17 protein-coding genes are annotated in these 15,724 nt (G+C 66.0%); 6 read left to right on the plus strand and 11 right to left on the minus strand.

What is annotated here, in order from left to right; genetic code table 11:
* Positions 1–155 precede the first annotated feature (155 nt).
* From AE618_RS10165 to secA, 7 genes are all read right to left on the minus strand, one after another.
* Positions 156–944 (minus strand): succinate dehydrogenase iron-sulfur subunit, encoded by a 789-nt coding sequence (locus AE618_RS10165; RefSeq protein ID WP_054208951.1) that lies wholly within the window; start codon positions 942–944, stop codon positions 156–158.
* A gap of 14 nt (positions 945–958) precedes the next feature.
* Positions 959–2,791 carry a succinate dehydrogenase flavoprotein subunit gene (gene sdhA / locus AE618_RS10170; protein ID WP_054208952.1) on the minus strand — a complete coding sequence of 611 codons (1,833 nt, stop codon included), beginning with the start codon at positions 2,789–2,791 and terminating at the stop codon, positions 959–961.
* Between the two features lie 4 nt (positions 2,792–2,795).
* Positions 2,796–3,188, minus strand: coding sequence for a succinate dehydrogenase, hydrophobic membrane anchor protein (sdhD, locus tag AE618_RS10175; RefSeq protein WP_054208953.1), 393 nt, complete (start codon positions 3,186–3,188; stop codon positions 2,796–2,798).
* 11 nt (positions 3,189–3,199) lie between these two features.
* Positions 3,200–3,595: a succinate dehydrogenase, cytochrome b556 subunit gene (sdhC, locus tag AE618_RS10180; protein WP_054208954.1), complete on the minus strand. Its 396-nt coding sequence runs from the start codon at positions 3,593–3,595 to the stop codon at positions 3,200–3,202.
* A 227-nt stretch (positions 3,596–3,822) separates the two neighbouring features.
* The gene (locus AE618_RS10185) at positions 3,823–4,896 is read right to left on the minus strand and encodes a MaoC family dehydratase (RefSeq protein WP_054208955.1); all 1,074 of its coding nucleotides are present in this window, start codon (positions 4,894–4,896) and stop codon (positions 3,823–3,825) included.
* Between the two features lie 113 nt (positions 4,897–5,009).
* Positions 5,010–5,609, minus strand: a complete 600-nt coding sequence (locus tag AE618_RS10190; protein ID WP_054208956.1) for a hypothetical protein — start codon at positions 5,607–5,609, stop codon at positions 5,010–5,012.
* A 135-nt stretch (positions 5,610–5,744) separates the two neighbouring features.
* Complete coding sequence (gene secA / locus AE618_RS10195) at positions 5,745–8,513, minus strand: preprotein translocase subunit SecA (protein WP_054208957.1); 2,769 nt, start codon at positions 8,511–8,513, stop codon at positions 5,745–5,747.
* A 376-nt stretch (positions 8,514–8,889) separates the two neighbouring features.
* Here secA and AE618_RS10200 point away from each other — a divergent pair, with 376 nt between their 5' ends.
* Positions 8,890–9,741, plus strand: a complete 852-nt coding sequence (locus tag AE618_RS10200) for a peptidylprolyl isomerase (protein WP_054209064.1) — start codon at positions 8,890–8,892, stop codon at positions 9,739–9,741.
* Positions 9,742–9,801: 60 nt separating this feature from the next.
* Here the strand turns inward: AE618_RS10200 and AE618_RS10205 are convergent, their stop codons facing one another.
* Positions 9,802–10,173 carry a helix-turn-helix domain-containing protein gene (locus AE618_RS10205; protein WP_054208958.1) on the minus strand — a complete coding sequence of 124 codons (372 nt, stop codon included), beginning with the start codon at positions 10,171–10,173 and terminating at the stop codon, positions 9,802–9,804.
* A gap of 12 nt (positions 10,174–10,185) precedes the next feature.
* Positions 10,186–10,440, minus strand: a complete 255-nt coding sequence (locus AE618_RS10210) for a type II toxin-antitoxin system RelE family toxin (protein WP_082365164.1) — start codon at positions 10,438–10,440, stop codon at positions 10,186–10,188.
* Between the two features lie 123 nt (positions 10,441–10,563).
* On the opposite strand from AE618_RS10210, the gene argJ reads away from it, so the two are divergent.
* From argJ to AE618_RS10230, 4 genes are all read left to right on the plus strand, one after another.
* Complete coding sequence (gene argJ / locus AE618_RS10215; protein WP_054208960.1) at positions 10,564–11,814, plus strand: bifunctional glutamate N-acetyltransferase/amino-acid acetyltransferase ArgJ; 1,251 nt, start codon at positions 10,564–10,566, stop codon at positions 11,812–11,814.
* Positions 11,815–11,898: 84 nt separating this feature from the next.
* Complete coding sequence (locus tag AE618_RS10220; protein WP_054208961.1) at positions 11,899–12,813, plus strand: DMT family transporter; 915 nt, start codon at positions 11,899–11,901, stop codon at positions 12,811–12,813.
* Positions 12,810–13,316: a hypothetical protein gene (locus AE618_RS10225; RefSeq protein WP_054208962.1), complete on the plus strand. Its 507-nt coding sequence runs from the start codon at positions 12,810–12,812 to the stop codon at positions 13,314–13,316. Before AE618_RS10220 ends, AE618_RS10225 begins: the two co-directional genes overlap by 4 nt.
* A gap of 13 nt (positions 13,317–13,329) precedes the next feature.
* Positions 13,330–13,734, plus strand: coding sequence for a (deoxy)nucleoside triphosphate pyrophosphohydrolase (locus AE618_RS10230; RefSeq protein WP_054208963.1), 405 nt, complete (start codon positions 13,330–13,332; stop codon positions 13,732–13,734).
* An 89-nt stretch (positions 13,735–13,823) separates the two neighbouring features.
* Here AE618_RS10230 and AE618_RS10235 read toward each other — a convergent pair whose 3' ends face one another.
* Positions 13,824–15,011: a winged helix-turn-helix domain-containing protein gene (locus AE618_RS10235; protein WP_054208964.1), complete on the minus strand. Its 1,188-nt coding sequence runs from the start codon at positions 15,009–15,011 to the stop codon at positions 13,824–13,826.
* Between the two features lie 190 nt (positions 15,012–15,201).
* Between AE618_RS10235 and AE618_RS10240 the strand changes: the two genes are divergently transcribed.
* The gene (locus AE618_RS10240; protein WP_054208965.1) at positions 15,202–15,426 is read left to right on the plus strand and encodes a hypothetical protein; all 225 of its coding nucleotides are present in this window, start codon (positions 15,202–15,204) and stop codon (positions 15,424–15,426) included.
* 14 nt (positions 15,427–15,440) lie between these two features.
* On the opposite strand, the gene AE618_RS10245 is transcribed toward AE618_RS10240, so the two are convergent.
* Positions 15,441–15,722 (minus strand): hypothetical protein, encoded by a 282-nt coding sequence (locus AE618_RS10245; RefSeq protein WP_054208966.1) that lies wholly within the window; start codon positions 15,720–15,722, stop codon positions 15,441–15,443.
* Positions 15,723–15,724: the final 2 nt, after the last annotated feature.

A 15,724-nucleotide genomic window follows, 5' to 3' on the forward strand; every position in this document is an offset into this window, starting at 1 on the left:
GCCCGAGAATGACGCTGTGCGCCGGGCGCCTGAAAATTCGCCAGCGTGTGTCGGTTGGCGTGTTCGGCGAGAACCGGAGCGGAGCGGACTTATGTCCGTGAGCACCGGAAGCGCAGCCGGCCGCGTTAGACGGCCGCGCTCGCGGATTTTCGCCCTCAGACCTGGCGGGTGACCATCATCTTTTTCACTTCCGCGATCGCCTTCGCCGGGTTCAGACCCTTCGGGCAGGCATTCGCGCAGTTCATGATGGTGTGGCAGCGATAGAGCCGGAAGGGGTCTTCCAGATCGTCGAGCCGCTCGCCGGTCGCCTCGTCGCGGCTATCGATCAGCCAGCGATAGGCCTGCAGCAGGGCGGCGGGGCCGAGATAGCGGTCGCCGTTCCACCAATAGCTCGGGCAGGAGGTCGAGCAGCAGGCGCAGAGAATGCACTCATAGAGCCCGTCGAGCTTCTCGCGGTCCTCCTTGCCCTGCGCCCATTCCTTCTCGGGCGCCGGCGTCGTCGTCTTCAGCCAGGGCTCGATCGAGGCGTGCTGGGCGTAGAAGCGCGTCAGGTCCGGCACGAGGTCCTTGATGACGGGCATGTGCGGCAGCGGGTAGATCGCGACCTTGTTGCCCTTGCCGCCGCATTCGTCGATGCCGGTGGTGCAGGCGAGGCCGTTCTTCCCGTCCATGTTCATGGCGCAGGAGCCGCAGATGCCCTCGCGGCAGGAGCGGCGGAAGGTCAGCGTCGGGTCGATCTTGGACTTGATCCAGATCAGCGCGTCCAGGACCATCGGCCCGCAATCCTCGCGGTCGACAAAGTAAGTGTCGGTGCGCGGATTCTCGGTGTCGTCGGGGCTCCATCGATAGACCTTGAACTCGGTCAGCTTGCTGGCGCCGGCCGGCTTCGGCCAGGTCTTGCCCGCGACAAGGCGGGAGTTCTGCGGGAGATTGAATTCGGCCATCTGTCAGATCGTCCTCAATACACCCGCGCCTTGGGCTTGATGTACTCGATGTCGTTCGAGAGCGTGTAGGTGTGGACCGGGCGGTCATCGACAGAGACCGTGCGCTGCTCGTCGTCGATCCAGGCGAGCGTGTGCTTCATCCAGTCCTTGTCGTCGCGGTTCGGATAGTCCTCGCGAGCATGGGCGCCACGGCTTTCCGGACGCTGCAGGGCGGAGTCCATGGTGACGACCGCCTGGGTGATCAGGTTGTCGAATTCCAGCGTCTCGATCAGGTCCGAGTTCCAGATCAGCGAGCGGTCGGTGGTGCCGATATCGGGCAGCCCGTCCCAGACCTCGTGGATCAGCTTGTGGCCCTCTTCCAGCGTCTCGCCGGTGCGGTAGACCGCGCAATTGTCCTGCATGATCCGCTGCATGCGCCCGCGCAGTTCCGCCGTCGGGGTGCCACCCGAGGCGTTACGGTACTTGTCGAGACGGGTCAGCGCCAGATCGGCCGAGTTCTTCGGCAGTTCCGGCTGCTTTTCGCCGGCGGTGACCGTATCGGCGCAGCGCAGGCCGGCCGCGCGGCCGAAGACCACGAGGTCGATCAGCGAGTTCGAGCCCAGCCGGTTGGCGCCATGCACGGAGACGCAGGCCGCCTCGCCGATCGCCATCAGGCCCGGCACCACGGTGTCGGGGTTGCCGTCGACCTTGGTCAGGACCTCGCCGTGAAAGTTCGTGGGGATGCCGCCCATGTTGTAATGCACCGTCGGGATGACCGGGATCGGCTCGCGTGTCACGTCGACGCCGGCGAAGATCTTGGCGCTCTCGGAGATGCCCGGCAGGCGCTCATGCAGGATCTTCGGATCCAGATGGTCGAGATGCAGGTAGATGTGGTCCTTGTTCTTGCCGACGCCGCGCCCGCCACGGATTTCCATGGTCATCGAGCGCGAGACGACGTCGCGCGAGGCCAGGTCCTTGGCTGAGGGGGCATAGCGCTCCATGAAGCGCTCGCCCTCGGAATTGGTCAGGTAGCCGCCTTCGCCGCGCGCGCCCTCGGTGATCAGGCAGCCCGAGCCGTAGATGCCGGTCGGGTGGAACTGCACGAACTCCATGTCCTGCATCGGCAGGCCGGCGCGCAGCACCATGCCGCCACCGTCGCCGGTGCAGGTATGGGCCGAGGTCGCGGAGAAATAGGAGCGGCCATAGCCGCCCGTCGCCAGGATCGTCTGCTGCGAGCGGAAGCGGTGCAGCGTGCCGTCATCGAGCTTGAGCGCGATCACGCCGCGGCAATGCCCGTCCTCGTCCATGATCAGGTCGATGGCGAAGTATTCGATGAAGAACTCGGTGTTGTAGCGCAGCGCCTGGCCATAGAGCGTGTGCAGCATGGCGTGGCCGGTGCGGTCGGCCGCCGCGCAGGTGCGCTGGGCCGGCGGACCCTCGCCGAATTCGGTGGTCATGCCGCCGAAGGGGCGCTGGTAGATCTTGCCGTCCTCGGTGCGCGAGAACGGCACGCCCCAATGCTCGAGCTCGTAGACGGCGGCGGGCGCATTGCGGACGAGATATTCGATCGCGTCCTGGTCGCCGAGCCAATCCGACCCCTTGACGGTGTCGAACATGTGCCACTGCCAGGTGTCCTTGCCCATATTGCCGAGCGAGGCGGCGACGCCGCCCTGGGCTGCGACCGTATGCGAGCGCGTCGGGAACACCTTGGAGATGCAGGCGGTGCGCAGGCCGGCCTGCGAACAGCCGACGGTGGCGCGAAGGCCGGCACCGCCCGCGCCGACGACGACGACGTCGAAGGTGTGGTCGGTGATCGCATAGGCCTGGCCGGCATAGGCCGGGACCGGACGGGACTTGGTGATCGCCATCGGATCAGCCTCCAAACGAGAGCTTCAGCACCGCGAAGACGCAAGCTGCGCCGACCGCGATCGCAAAGAAGGTATTGGCCATCACGGCCGCGATCTTGGCGCCCTCGCCATGGACGTAGTCCTCGATCACGACCTGCATGCCGATCCGCATATGGACCGTTCCCGATACGACGAAGAGCAGCATCAGGATCGCCACCAGCGGGTGCGACAGAATGGCAAGGGCCGCCGGATAGGGCTTTCCGAAGAGGCGGATCACCACGCACAGGAAGATCAGCGTCAGGACGACGTTGGCCACCGCCGTGACGCGCTGGAGCCAGAAATGTCCGGTGCCGGATTTGGCGGAACCGAGGCCGCGAACCCGCGACAGGGGCGTGCGCATGGAGGAGTTGGAATGCATCGTCTGCCTCCTCAACGAACGACGTAGGCGACGATCCAGACGAGCAATGTCAGCCCGCCTGAAACGAAGACGCTGTACTTGGCCATGTTCATCCGGGTCTGCGGCTCGTAGCCATAGCCCATGTCCCAGACGAAATGCCTGAGACCACCGACCATGTGGTGCAGCAGCGCGAAGGAATACAAAAACAGCACCAGCCGCCCGAGGATCGATCCGGCGATCCACTGCGCGGTCTCGAAGGCGGCCGGACCGGATGCGGCAGCGACCAGCCAGGCCGCGATGAGCACGGTGCCGCCATAGAGCGCACAACCCGTGGCCCGATGCGCGATCGACATCGCCATGGTCCAGGACCAGCGATAGATCTGCAGATGCGGCGAAAGCGGGCGCGCCGCCTGTTTGACCTCGGCCAAGATCGTTCTCCGACTCAGATGGCCCTGCGGCAGGCCTTATCCATTTGGGATCGTTCTAGAGTGTCTGGCTCTGTAACGAAACCGGAACCCTGCTGCAATGCGGCATGCTCACAGCGAAGTGACAGACACCATAATCTGTCATTCGTTACCGAAAACCGCAGGGAGCGCGAAAAATGGCGACAGACGTTGCGCGCGCGATCGGCCCCGACCCTGCCTCGAGCCCTGCCCTACCGCGGCAGCAGCGCCCAGTAGTCGAGATCGAGGATGACATCCGTGGCATACTGGTCGCCCGATTTCAGCGGGTGGTCGGCACAAGTGCGGTTCTTGGCCGCGACGAGCCGCAGCCGCAGCGCCCCGACATCCCTGCGGCCGGGAAGCGCCGCCACCTCCAGCACCTCGCTCCAGGCGAAGACCGTATCGCCTGCAAACAGCGGCGCGACATGGCGCCCGCCATTGATCGCGGCGATGTGGAAGGCATTGCCGAGACCGTTGAAGGACAAGGCCCGCGCCAGGCTGATGACATGGCCGCCATAGATCAGCCGCTTGCCGAAGCGGGTCTCGCGCGCACTATGCGCATCGAAATGCACCTTGGCTGTGTTCTGGTAGAGCCTGGTGGCGATCTGGTGCTCGGCCTCTTCTACCGTCATGCCGTCGACATGGTCGATGCGCTCGCCCGCCGCATAATCGCCCCAGCGGAAGGGGCTGCCGGCCAGCGCGTCGTCATAGGCGGAGAGGTCGAGCAGCGGGCAACCCTGGCCGAGCTCCTCCGGCGGCACCGCCTTGGGCAGATCCGGCACAAGTTCGGCATGGGCAGGCGTGCCCGGCTGGCGTTTGCGCACCAGCACCCAGCGCACATAGCTCAGCACGATCTCAGCCCTCTGGTTGCGGCCGACCGAGCGTACATAGACGATGCCCGCATCGCCCGACGAGGTCTGCTTCAGGCCGATCACCTCCGACGTCGCCGACAGCGTATCGCCCGGAAACACCGGCGCGAGGAAGCGCCCATCGGCATAGCCGAGATTGGCGACCGCATTGATCGAGACGTCGGGCACCGTCTTGCCGAAGACGATGTGGAACACCAGCATGTCGTCGACGGGCGCGGCGGGATAGCCGATCCCCCGGGCGAAAGCATCCGAGGACTGCACCGCGAAACGCGGCCCGTAGAGCGCCGTATAGAGCGAGACATCGCCCGAGGTGACCGTGCGCGGCGTCGCATGGACGATCATGTCGCCGAGATGGAAGTCCTCGAAGAAGCGCCCGGCGCTGGTCTTCGGCAGGGTCTGATGGGTCGATCCAGGCATGGGTCCGCTCGCAATGGGCTGCGAGCGATTGTGCGCCGCAGCGGGCGCCAGCGTCCAGCCCCGGCGGGATGCGACGAAGGACCGAGTAGGCGGACGACCGATCAGCCCGCGGATCAGTTAGGCTGTTGCGGCAGCAGCCAATCGCGATAGGTGGTCGCGAAATTCTGGGTCAGCCTGTCGATAGGGTCCGCCAAGACAGCCGCGTCGACCAAGGTGCCGCCAATGCCCTGACCTGCCAGCGCGATCGTCCGGAAATCCGGATAGGCCAGGATCGTCGAGCCGGTCTTGGCATCAACCAGCATCACATCCGCGACCAGCTCATGATGACCGCCGACCACAAGACGCTGGATGACCGAGGCCATATAAAGCCGGCGGAGATGGACGACGACCTTCACCGGACGTTGCCCCGCCAGGACCGGCTTGAGCTGCTGCTCCAGTGCCGCACTGATCTTCGCCGTGACGGCATTCGCGATGAAGGCGCGTGCCTCAGGGGTCTTGGAGAGTTCCTCCGCGTCGCTTTCCGAACGACCCTTGCTGCGAGCGAAGGCGCGGTCGCCATCGCCCCACCATAATGTCGTCGTGTCGCTGATAGCGACATTCACTGTGGCGAGGCGAAGAGATTCGATCTGTTGCTGGGCAAGCGGATTCTGAACGGTGTTGCACCCAGCGAGGACTGCAGCGAGGAAGCAGAGCGATGCGAGGCGGCTGATCATGACCAAATCCCAAGAGTGAAGCTCAGGGATAGATCGCGCTCGCTTTCTTTGGCCAGTGCGGCCACGCCCTCAGCATCGCGCTTCCACAGCTTTTCCGTGGCGCTGACGCCCGTCGCCCGCGACAGGCGCCGGGCCTCAGATGTACTGCCCGTGGCAGTGCTTGAACTTCTTGCCGGAGCCGCAGGGGCAGGGCTCGTTGCGGCCGACCTTGCCCCAGCTCGACGGATCGTCGGGGTTGCGGTCGAGCACGGCGACATCCTCCTCGATCGCGGCGAACTGCATGCCGCCCGAGCCGTAATCGCCGAAGGGCGCCGGCAGCGTGTCCTGCGGCGGAGCGGCCTCCTCCGGTTGCTCGAAGCGGACCTCGATGCGCATCAGATTGCCGGTGACCTGCTCGCGCAGCCGGTCGGTCAGCGAATCATAGAGCTCGAAGGCCTCCTGCTTGTATTCCTGCAGCGGATCGCGCTGGGCATAGCCGCGCCAGCCGATGACCTGACGGAGATGGTCGAGCGTGACGAGATGCTCGCGCCAGAGCGTGTCGAGCGTCTGCAGCAGCACCTGCTTCTCGACATAGGTCATCACCTCGTCGGTGTTGCGCTCGATGCGTGCGGCATAGTCCTCGTCGGCGAGCTTGCGGATGCGCTCGCGCAGTTCGGCGTCCGCAATGCCCTCTTCCTTCGCCCATTCCTCGATCGGCAGGTCGAGATTGAGGAACTGCATCACGCCTTCCTTGAGGGCAGCGGTATCCCACTGCTCGGGATAGGCCTCCTCGGGAATGTGACGGGCGACGAGATCCTCGGCGACGCCCTGGCGCATGTCGTCGATCGTCTCGCGCACGCTCGCCTGGCGCATGAAGTCGCGGCGCTGCTCGAACACCACCTTGCGCTGGGAGTTCATCACGTCGTCGTATTTCAGGATGTTCTTGCGGACGTCGAAGTTGCGCGCCTCGACCTTCCCTTGAGCCTTCTCGACCGCCTTGTTGATCCAGGGATGGACGATCGCCTCGTCCTCCTTGAGGCCGAGCTTGGTCAGCATGCCGTCCATGCGGTCCGAACCGAAGATCCGCATCAGATCGTCCTGCAGCGACAGGAAGAACTTGGAGCGGCCGGGATCGCCCTGGCGGCCGGCGCGGCCGCGCAGCTGGTTGTCGATGCGGCGGCTCTCGTGGCGCTCGGTGCCGACGATGTAGAGCCCGCCGGCCTTGATCACGCGCTGCTTGAAATCGACGACTTCGGCGCGGATCTCGGCCTCGCGCCGGGTGCGCTCCTCGCCCTCGGGCATATCGCCGAGATCGTGCTTGATGCGCATCTCGGCATTGCCGCCGAGCTGGATGTCGGTGCCGCGGCCGGCCATGTTGGTGGCGATGGTGATGACGCCGGGCGCGCCGGCCTGCGCCACGATATAGGCCTCCTGCTCGTGGAAGCGGGCGTTCAGCACGGCGAAATAGTTCGACGGCTTGCCTTGGCGGGCAGCGGCGTAGATCGGCTCCAGCGCGTTGGGTGCCGTGAAGTCAATCTGCTGGAAGCCGTCCTTCTGCAGCATCTCGGCGACGAGTTCCGAGCGCTCGATCGAGGTGGTGCCGACCAGCATCGGCTGGCCGAGCTTCTGGGCTTCCTTGATCTCGCGGATGACGCCGCGAACCTTCTCCTCGAAGGTGCGGTAGACCTCGTCGTCCTCGTCCTTGCGCGCGACCGGAAGGTTGGTCGGGATCTCGACGACCTCGAGCTTGTAGATCTCGAAGAACTCGTCGGCCTCGGTCGAGGCCGTGCCGGTCATGCCCGCGAGCTTGGAATAGAGCCGGAAATAGTTCTGGAAGGTGATCGAGGCCAGCGTCGCGTTCTCGGGCTGGACGGTGACGTGCTCCTTGGCTTCCAGCGCCTGATGCAGCCCTTCCGAATAGCGCCGGCCCGGCATCATGCGGCCGGTGAACTCGTCGATGATGACGACCTCGTCGCCCCTGACGATATAGTCCTTGTCGCGGGTGAACAGCGAGTGCGCCCGCAGCGCCTGGTTGACGTGATGGACGAGCGTGACGTTCTGCGCGTCGTAGAGGTCGCCCTCCTTGAGCAGGCCGGCCTCGCGCAGCAGCTCCTCGATATGGTCGTTGCCGGTCTCGGTCAGCGAGACCGTGCGCTGCTTCTCGTCGACCTCGAAGTCGCCCGCCACCAGGCCCGGCAGGACCTTGTCGATGGTGACATAGAGATCGGACTTGTCGTCGAGCGGGCCCGATATGATCAGCGGCGTGCGGGCCTCGTCGATCAGGATCGAATCGACCTCGTCGACGATCGCGAAATGGTGGCCGCGCTGGCTCATCTGCGCGACCTCGTACTTCATGTTGTCGCGCAGATAATCGAAGCCGAATTCGTTGTTGGTGCCGTAGGTGATGTCGCTGGCATAGGCGCGCTGGCGTTCCTCGTCGTCGATGCCATGGACGATGATGCCGACGCTCAGGCCGAGGAAGTTGTAGAGGCGGGCCATCCATTCGGCGTCGCGGCGGGCGAGGTAGTCGTTGACGGTGACGACATGCACGCCCTTGCCGGCGAGCGCGTTGAGATAAGTCGGCAGGGTGCCGACGAGCGTCTTGCCCTCGCCCGTCTTCATCTCGGCGATGGCGCCCTCATGCAGCACCATGCCGCCGATCAGCTGGACATCGTAGGGGCGCTGGCCGAGCACGCGCTTGGCCGCTTCGCGAACCGTGGCGAAGGCCGGAACCAGCAGGTCGTCGAGCTTCGTGCCATTGGCGATCTGCTGCCGGAACTCCACGGTGCGCGCCTGCAGAGCCTCGTCGCTGAGCGCGGAGACCTCCTTTTCCAGCGCGTTGATCGCGGCGACCCGGGGGCCATAGCCCTTGACGCGCCGATCGTTCGACGAGCCGAAGAGTTTCTTTGCGAGCGCGCCAAGCATGTTGGGCCTTTCGGTGGTATGGCCTTCGGCCGCGCAGCGTTGTCCGCGCGTGGCCCGAAGCCTGAATTCTCAATGCGACCGCGTGTTTAGACGCGTGCGGGTGCGGGGTCCAGCGCTGCCTTGCGACGGTTTTGCGCCTCGCGGCGGGGCCCCTGCACCAAGACGACGGGATTGGCCGGGATGTAAGGTTTCCCGGCGACGCTTCCAAGACGTCCCGGACAAGAGACGCGACCGCGCCGGCGTCCCGTTGCCAGCCGATCAGCAAAGCTTCGTGATGCCGCCGATGACGCGCTCCGCGCGCCTTGCCTTTGCCGCGTTCAACTGGCAGTGCAGCCGCGAACAGAATTCGGCTCTATTTCGCAAAAGGGCGTCCCCCATGAAGTCGTCACGTCTCGGCATGCTGTCCCTCGGGCTCGCGCTCATCGCGGCCCCGGCCTTCGCACAGGCAGACAAAGTCATCGCCAAGGTCGATGGCATGAACATCACCGAGCGCGAGATCGCGCTGGCCACGGAAGATCTCGGCGAGAGGCTCGCCCAGCTTCCCGACGAACGCAAGCGCGACGAGGTGGTCAACTATCTCGTCGACCTCAAGCTCGGTGCCAAGGCGGCCGCCGCCGCCAAGATCGCCGACACCCCGGATTTCGCTGCCCGCCTCGCCTATTTCCGCGAGAAGATCATGCTCGACCAGTATCTGACCGCCGAGGCCAAGAAGGCCGCGACGCCGGAAGCCGCGAAGAAGCTGTACGACGAGACCACCAAGGCGCTGGCGCCCGAGGAAGAGGTCAACGCCCGCCACATCCTGGTCGAGGACGAGGCCCAGGCCAAGGCGATCGTCGAGCGGCTGAAGAAGGGCGAGGACTTCGCCAAGGTCGCAGCCGAACTCTCCAAGGATCCGGGCTCGGGCAAGGAGGGCGGCTCGCTCGGCTGGTTCACCAAGGACCGCATGGTGCCGGAATTCGCCGAGGTTGCCTTCAAGCTCGCCAAGGGTCAGGTCTCCGACCCCGTGAAGAGCCAGTTCGGCTGGCACGTCATCAAGCTCGAGGACAAGCGCAACAAGCCGCTGCCGGATTTCGCCTCGGTCAAGCCGCAGATCGACCAGTATCTCGAGCGCAAGGCACAGCAGGACATGATCGTTTCGCTGCGCGAGAAGGCCAAGGTCGAGCGCCTCGACCAGCCGGCCGCGCCCGCAGCGCCGGCCCCCGTTCCGGCCGAGCCGAAGAAGCCCTGATCTCGGCAGCAGGCTGTCGATTTTTCCAAGGCCCGCGCCCCGGCGCGGGCCTTGTTCGTTTCAGACGAGGTCGTCGAGCGTTACCCACAGCGCATCGGCGATCTTCTTCATGGTCTGCAGCGTGCCCTCGCGCTTGCCCGTCTCGATCTGCGACAGATAGGGCTGGGCGATCCCGGCCTTCTCGGCCAGAGCGCTGACCGTCAGGCCGCGATGCTCGCGCCAGACGCGCACGAGGTTTTCGCCAGCGAGCATGCGGTCGACCATTTCGGACGGCAACAGCTCCTCTTCGCCAGACGCCAGACGCTCTTTGAAACGTTCCACGGCAGCCGCGTCGGCCGCATCCTCGACGAGTTCGACGAGTTGCTCATAACGTCCCCGCGTGAGCGCAACGTAAGCTTGACCGTCGATCGTCAAATCGATCTGATCCTTCATCGGCCCTGAACCTCAATCGTAAGCGGAACCACGCGGAGCGACACGCACCACAGCGATCACTGATCCGTCCTCGCGAAAGATGACTCGCCAGTCGCCGACCCGCAGCCGCAGAAACCCTGGCTGCCCGCTCAGCGCCTTGACATTGTTGGCCAAGGACCCCGGGTCGGCAGCGTACTGCTCCATCTTCGCTCGTATCGTCGCAACGATGTTGCGCGGCATCCGCGACAACGCTTTAGCAGCTTCGCGACTGTAGCGAATAATCTTCACGGGAGACCTATAGCATAACGCTATGAAGTGCTCAACACCTTCACCGGCGCTAGCGAGCCAACGACCTTCTTGTCTTCGTCGTCTCCCTGCGGCAAACCGGCCTCCCGCACAGGAGATGCCCCGATGGCCGGCAAGGATGTTCCCGTTTCCCCGCTCGCGCCCAAGCGCCAGCCCAAGGTGCCCCCGGTTCCGGGCGTGCGCTTCGCCACCGCCGAGGCCGGCATCAAGTACAAGGGTCGCACCGATGTCTGGCTGGCGCTGCTCGACGAGGGCACGCAGGTCGCGGGCGTCTTCACCCGCTCGAAATGCCCCTCCGCGCCGGTCGACTGGTGCCGCGAGAATTTGAAGCAGGGCTCGGCACGGGCCGTCGTCGTCAATTCCGGCAACGCCAACGCCTTCACCGGCCTGAAGGGCCGCGAGTCCGTCGCGTTGACCGCGAAAATCGCGGCCAAGGCAGCCGGCTGCAAGCCTGAGGAGGTCTTCATCGCCTCGACCGGCGTGATCGGCGAGCCGCTCGACGCGACCAAGTTCGAGGGCGTGCTGCAGGATTGCGCCAAGCGCGCCACTGAGGGCCCCTGGATCGACGCCGCCAAGGCGATCATGACCACCGACACCTTCCCCAAGGCCCTGACCCGCAAGGCCAAGATCGACGGCCACGAGGTCGTGCTCGCCGGCATCGCCAAGGGCGCCGGGATGATCGCGCCCGACATGGCGACGATGCTCTCCTTCGTCTTCACCGACGCGCCGATCGCCGCGCCCGTGCTGCAGGCGTTGCTCTCGAAGGGCGTCAAGGGCTCGTTCAACGCCGTAACCGTGGACAGCGACACCTCGACCTCCGATACGCTGATGCTGTTCGCCACGGGCAAGGCCGCCGCGCGCGGCGTGCCCGCGATCACCGAAATCGGCGATGCCCGGCTCTCGGGCTTCAAGCGCGCGCTAAATTCGCTGCTGCTCGAACTCGCCCATCTCGTCTGCAAGGATGGCGAGGGCGCCCGCAAGTTCGTCGAGATCAGGGTCGCAGGCGCAGCCTCGTCGCGCTCGGCCAAGCGCGTCGCGCTGTCGATCGCCAATTCCCCGCTGGTCAAGACCGCCATCGCCGGCGAGGACGCCAATTGGGGCCGCGTCGTCATGGCGGTCGGCAAGGCCGGCGAGCCGGCCGACCGCGACACCCTCGACATCTCCTTCGGCGAGATCATGGTCGCCCAGCAGGGCGCCCGCGCGCCGTCCTATGACGAGGCTGCCGTCTCCGCCTACATGAAGGGCGAGCACATCGTCATCACCGCCGATCTCGGCATCGGGCGCGGCAACTCGGTCGTCTGGACCTGCGACCTGACCAAGGCCTATGTCGAGATCAACGGCGACTATCGCTCCTAGAATGCGCCCATCCCGTCATTGCGAGCGCAGCGAAGCAATCCAGACGTTTGCGCGATCCCCCTGGATTGCTTCGCTGCGCTCGCAATGACGGCGTATGCACCTACCGCTCCCAGCCGTGCCTTCGTCGTCGGCCACCCGCTGGTCTGCTCGTTCTTCTGGGGCTCGAGCTTCCTGTTCATCAAGCTGACGGGCGGCGCGATCTCGCCGCTGGCGCTCGCCGCCGGGCGCGGGCTGATCGGCGCGGCGGCGCTGGCGGCCTATGTCGGGTGGCTGGGCCAGAGCCCGATCCCGCGCCGCGACGAGATCAGGCACTGGCTCGTGCTCGGCACCACCAATGGCTGGGTGCCCAATGTGCTCGTCGCCTATGCGCTGGTGCAACTGGCGAGCGGCCCGGCCGCGATGATCCAGGCCGGCGGACCGCTGGTGACGGCGGTCTTCGCGCATTTCCTGTTCGCCGAGGAACGGATGGGAGCCAAGCGGCTCGCGGGGATCCTGCTCGGCATGGCCGGCGTCGCACTGCTGATCGGCCCGCGCCTGATCGAAGGCGGCGGCACGGCGCTCGGCGTGCTCGCCATGGTCGGGGTCATGCTGGGCTATAGCGGCGGCAATCTCTATGCCCGCGCCGTCCCAGCCTCTGCAGGCGACCCCGCCAGGCTCGCGCTCGGCCAGCAGGTCGTCTCCGGCCTCGTTGCGCTCGCCTTGACGCTGGTCTTCGCCGGCCCCGTTGCCTTCGCGCCGATGACCGAACATGTGCCCGCCATGCTGGCGCTCGGCCTGCTCGCCACCGCCATCCCGATGGCGGTCTTCATGCGGCTGATCCGCGCCGCCGGGCCGACGCGGGCTGCGATGACCGGCTATCTGGTGCCGAGCGTCGCGACGATCCTCGGCATCGTCGTGCTCGGCGAAACCCTGGAGTTGCGGCAGGTCGTCGGAGGCTGCATCATCCTCGTCGGCGTCTTCCTGGTGACGACGTCGCGGCGTGCGGCGGGGGCGGCATGAAGGTCTGGGTCATCATTTGCGCCGCACTGGCGCTCTCGGCCTGCGTCGAGCGTAAGCCCGCGACGGTCGCCTTCTCCGTCGAGGAGGCCGCCTTCATCAAGAAGAGCGGCACCACCACGATCACGGGCCACGCCTTCCGCACCAAGCCGAGCGGCGTCGTGGTGAATGCGGCGGGCGAGGTGATCCGCCTGATCCCCGCCACGGCTTACGCCCGCGAGCGCTTCGAGAACCTCTACGGCAAGCGCAAATACATTCCCCATCGCGAGTATCCGCGCGACGACAACCCCGACCCGGCCTATGGCGAATACACCCGCACCACCAAGGCGGAATCGAATGGCCGATTCATCTTCCAGAACGTCGCGCCGGGCACCTATTTCCTGACGACACAAATCATCTGGGGTGACGAGGACGCCCTGTTTCGCGAGGGCGGTTCGGTCTATGACAGCGTCACCGTGACCGGCAAGGAAACGGAAGCCCTCCACGTCATCCTCTCCGGATCGTGAGCCGTTAAGCCCCGTGAAGCTGCTCCTCGTCGTCGCCTGCGCGCTGATCGATTCCGACAACCGCGTCCTCGTCGCGCAGCGCCCGGAGGGCAAGTCGCTGGCGGGGCTCTGGGAGTTTCCCGGCGGCAAGCTCGAGCCGGGCGAACGGCCGGAACCTGCGCTGATCCGCGAACTCGCCGAGGAACTCGGCATCACCGTCAAGGAGGAGTGTCTGGCGCCGCTGACCTTCGCCAGCTTCGCCTATCCCGAGTTTCATCTGCTGATGCCGCTCTATATCTGCCGGCGCTGGGAGGGCACGGTCGCCTCGCGCGAGGCGCAGGCGCTGAAATGGGTCCGGCCGGGCAGACTTCGCGATCTTGCCATGCCGCCCGCCGACGAGCCGCTGATCCCGCATCTGGTCGATCTGCTGGGGGCTTGAGGCCATTCGTCATTGCGAGCGCAGCGAAGCAATCCAAAGGCCGTCGAGCGAGCCCATCTGGATTGCGTCGCTTACGCTCGCAATGACGTTCAGGCATCGTCGGACACGACCGGAACGGCCACGTCCCTCGCCAGCTGAAACCGCTCGAACCGCTCCAGCGCCGCCTCGATCCGAACCTTCCGGTCCGCGCTCTCCTGCCCATCGCGCCATGTCCATTGCTGGATCAGGAGCTTGCCGGCCTGGCGATCGGTCTTGAGGTCGAGCACCGCGACGACCGCGTCGTCGATCAGCACCGGCAGGCCGAAATAGCCGAAGACGCGCTTCTCCTTCGGCAGATAGGCTTCAAAAGCATGGGCATAGCCGAAGAACAGCTTCAGCCGCTTGCGCTGGATGATCAGCGGATCGAAGGGCGAGAGGATGTGGACGAGCCCCTGCTCGGGCACCGGCCCCGGCATGGCGCCGTCGCGCGGCATCCAGTGCGGCACGACCGACTCGGCGACCTTGACCGGCATCAGCTCGCGCCGCTTGACCCGCGCCGCGATCAGCTCAGCCACGGCCGTCTTGCTGGGCGCGTCGAGATGGCAGATCGAATCCAGGCTGACGACGCCTTGGGCGCGTAGCGCCCGGTCGAGCAGATAGGCCGTCACCTGCCGCTCGCTTGCCGGTGTCGGCCGCTTCTCCCAGCCGAAATGCCGGTCCATCAGCTCATAGGTCTTGAGCATCCCCGCGCGTGCCGAAATCACCAGCTCGCCATCGTAGAAGGCCCGCTCCAGCAGACCCTTGGACGGCTTCTTGCTGGCCCAGAGATGCGTCTTCTCGACCAGAACGTCGCTGTCGAAGTCGCGGATGGTCAGCGCGCCCTCCCTTCGGATGCGGGAAAGCAGCTTGCGGCTTTCGTCACGCCCGCCCACGGCCGACCAGCGCCTGGGGTCCTCCCGATGCGCCTTCATCGCTCCGAGAAAACAGCGGATATCGCGCGTCGGCACATAGGCCAGCGCATGCGTCCAGTACTCGAACACGCTTTTGTCGACCGACTGCGCCTGCGCCAGATGCGCCCGCTCATAGGTCGGGATGCGGCTGAACAGGATGTGGTGGTGGCAGCGTTCGATCACGTTGATCGTGTCGATCTGGACATAGCCGAGATGCTCGACGGCGGCCCTGGTCGCCCCAGTCCCGGCGCCGAACGGCTCGGCCCCATCCAGCCGCTGGGCGTTCAGCCAGATGCGGCGCGCCTCATCGGGCGCAAGCGTGAGCGTTCTGGGGATCCGGGGCGGCATGGCGGGCCTGTATCGGGGAAACGGAAGGAAATGCTGCCGGAGTCTAGGCAGCGGCGTCCAGGGATATGTCAGCAGCCGCGCCCGGTCTTCGCCGGCGCCTGTTCCGGCGGGAACAGCACGTGCCACGCCGCCTCCCTACAGCTTGCATCCATCGGCGAAACGGTTTCGCCGCTCCACCGGGGATGCCGCCATGTTCCGCAAGAGCCTCATCACGGCGCTGATCGTCCTGATGTCGGCCGGCACGGTCCTGGCCAAGGTCCCGCTGGATGCGCCCAGCCAGCGCGACGCCGCCAGCGCGCGGCATGTCCTTGGCGAGCAGACCGGCCCCAAGCGCGCGCTTCGCTTCAAGGCGACGCGGCCGGTGAATCTGCGCAAGAGCGCGATCGAGCGGGCCTGGCGCGCGCGGATCGGCTGAGAGGAGGCAGCCCTTCACAGACCCTCCGCCGCCAGCATGTCCTGCACCGCCGCAGGCGTCACCTCGGCCATCGCCATCTGCAGCTTGAAGGCCTTCGTCTTCTCGCCGGGGTTCATCACCAGGATCACGGTCTCGCTCCCCGGACAGGCCGGGTCGGCGCAGATGATCTCGTTGACCGCGATCGCGGCGGCGTCGGACAGGCCGAGGATCTCGCGCATCAGCGCCTTGATCCGCCCGGCCTGTTCCTGGGCCTGCGCCTTGCCAGCCCCGCCTTTGCCGAACAGGCCCAGTCGCATCG

The organism is Allobosea vaviloviae, from assembly GCF_001298265.1.
GTDB classification, from domain to species: Bacteria; Pseudomonadota; Alphaproteobacteria; order Rhizobiales; family Beijerinckiaceae; genus Allobosea; species Allobosea vaviloviae_B.

What these genes read in the sequence shown, in the direction of transcription:
- sdhD (WP_054208953.1), bottom strand. Translation starts at nt 3,188, where the DNA reads ATGCATTCCAACTCCTCCATGCGCACGCCCCTGTCGCGGGTTCGCGGC.
- AE618_RS10205 (WP_054208958.1), bottom strand. Translation starts at nt 10,173, where the DNA reads ATGAAGGATCAGATCGATTTGACGATCGACGGTCAAGCTTACGTTGCG.
- AE618_RS10220 (WP_054208961.1), top strand. Translation starts at nt 11,899, where the DNA reads ATGACGGCGTATGCACCTACCGCTCCCAGCCGTGCCTTCGTCGTCGGC.
- AE618_RS10235 (WP_054208964.1), bottom strand. Translation starts at nt 15,011, where the DNA reads ATGCCGCCCCGGATCCCCAGAACGCTCACGCTTGCGCCCGATGAGGCG.
- AE618_RS10190 (WP_054208956.1), bottom strand. Translation starts at nt 5,609, where the DNA reads ATGATCAGCCGCCTCGCATCGCTCTGCTTCCTCGCTGCAGTCCTCGCT.
- sdhA (WP_054208952.1), bottom strand. Translation starts at nt 2,791, where the DNA reads ATGGCGATCACCAAGTCCCGTCCGGTCCCGGCCTATGCCGGCCAGGCC.
- AE618_RS10200 (WP_054209064.1), top strand. Translation starts at nt 8,890, where the DNA reads ATGAAGTCGTCACGTCTCGGCATGCTGTCCCTCGGGCTCGCGCTCATC.
- AE618_RS10245 (WP_054208966.1), bottom strand. Translation starts at nt 15,722, where the DNA reads ATGCGACTGGGCCTGTTCGGCAAAGGCGGGGCTGGCAAGGCGCAGGCC.
- secA (WP_054208957.1), bottom strand. Translation starts at nt 8,513, where the DNA reads ATGCTTGGCGCGCTCGCAAAGAAACTCTTCGGCTCGTCGAACGATCGG.
- AE618_RS10165 (WP_054208951.1), bottom strand. Translation starts at nt 944, where the DNA reads ATGGCCGAATTCAATCTCCCGCAGAACTCCCGCCTTGTCGCGGGCAAG.
- argJ (WP_054208960.1), top strand. Translation starts at nt 10,564, where the DNA reads ATGGCCGGCAAGGATGTTCCCGTTTCCCCGCTCGCGCCCAAGCGCCAG.
- AE618_RS10225 (WP_054208962.1), top strand. Translation starts at nt 12,810, where the DNA reads ATGAAGGTCTGGGTCATCATTTGCGCCGCACTGGCGCTCTCGGCCTGC.
- AE618_RS10185 (WP_054208955.1), bottom strand. Translation starts at nt 4,896, where the DNA reads ATGCCTGGATCGACCCATCAGACCCTGCCGAAGACCAGCGCCGGGCGC.
- AE618_RS10240 (WP_054208965.1), top strand. Translation starts at nt 15,202, where the DNA reads ATGTTCCGCAAGAGCCTCATCACGGCGCTGATCGTCCTGATGTCGGCC.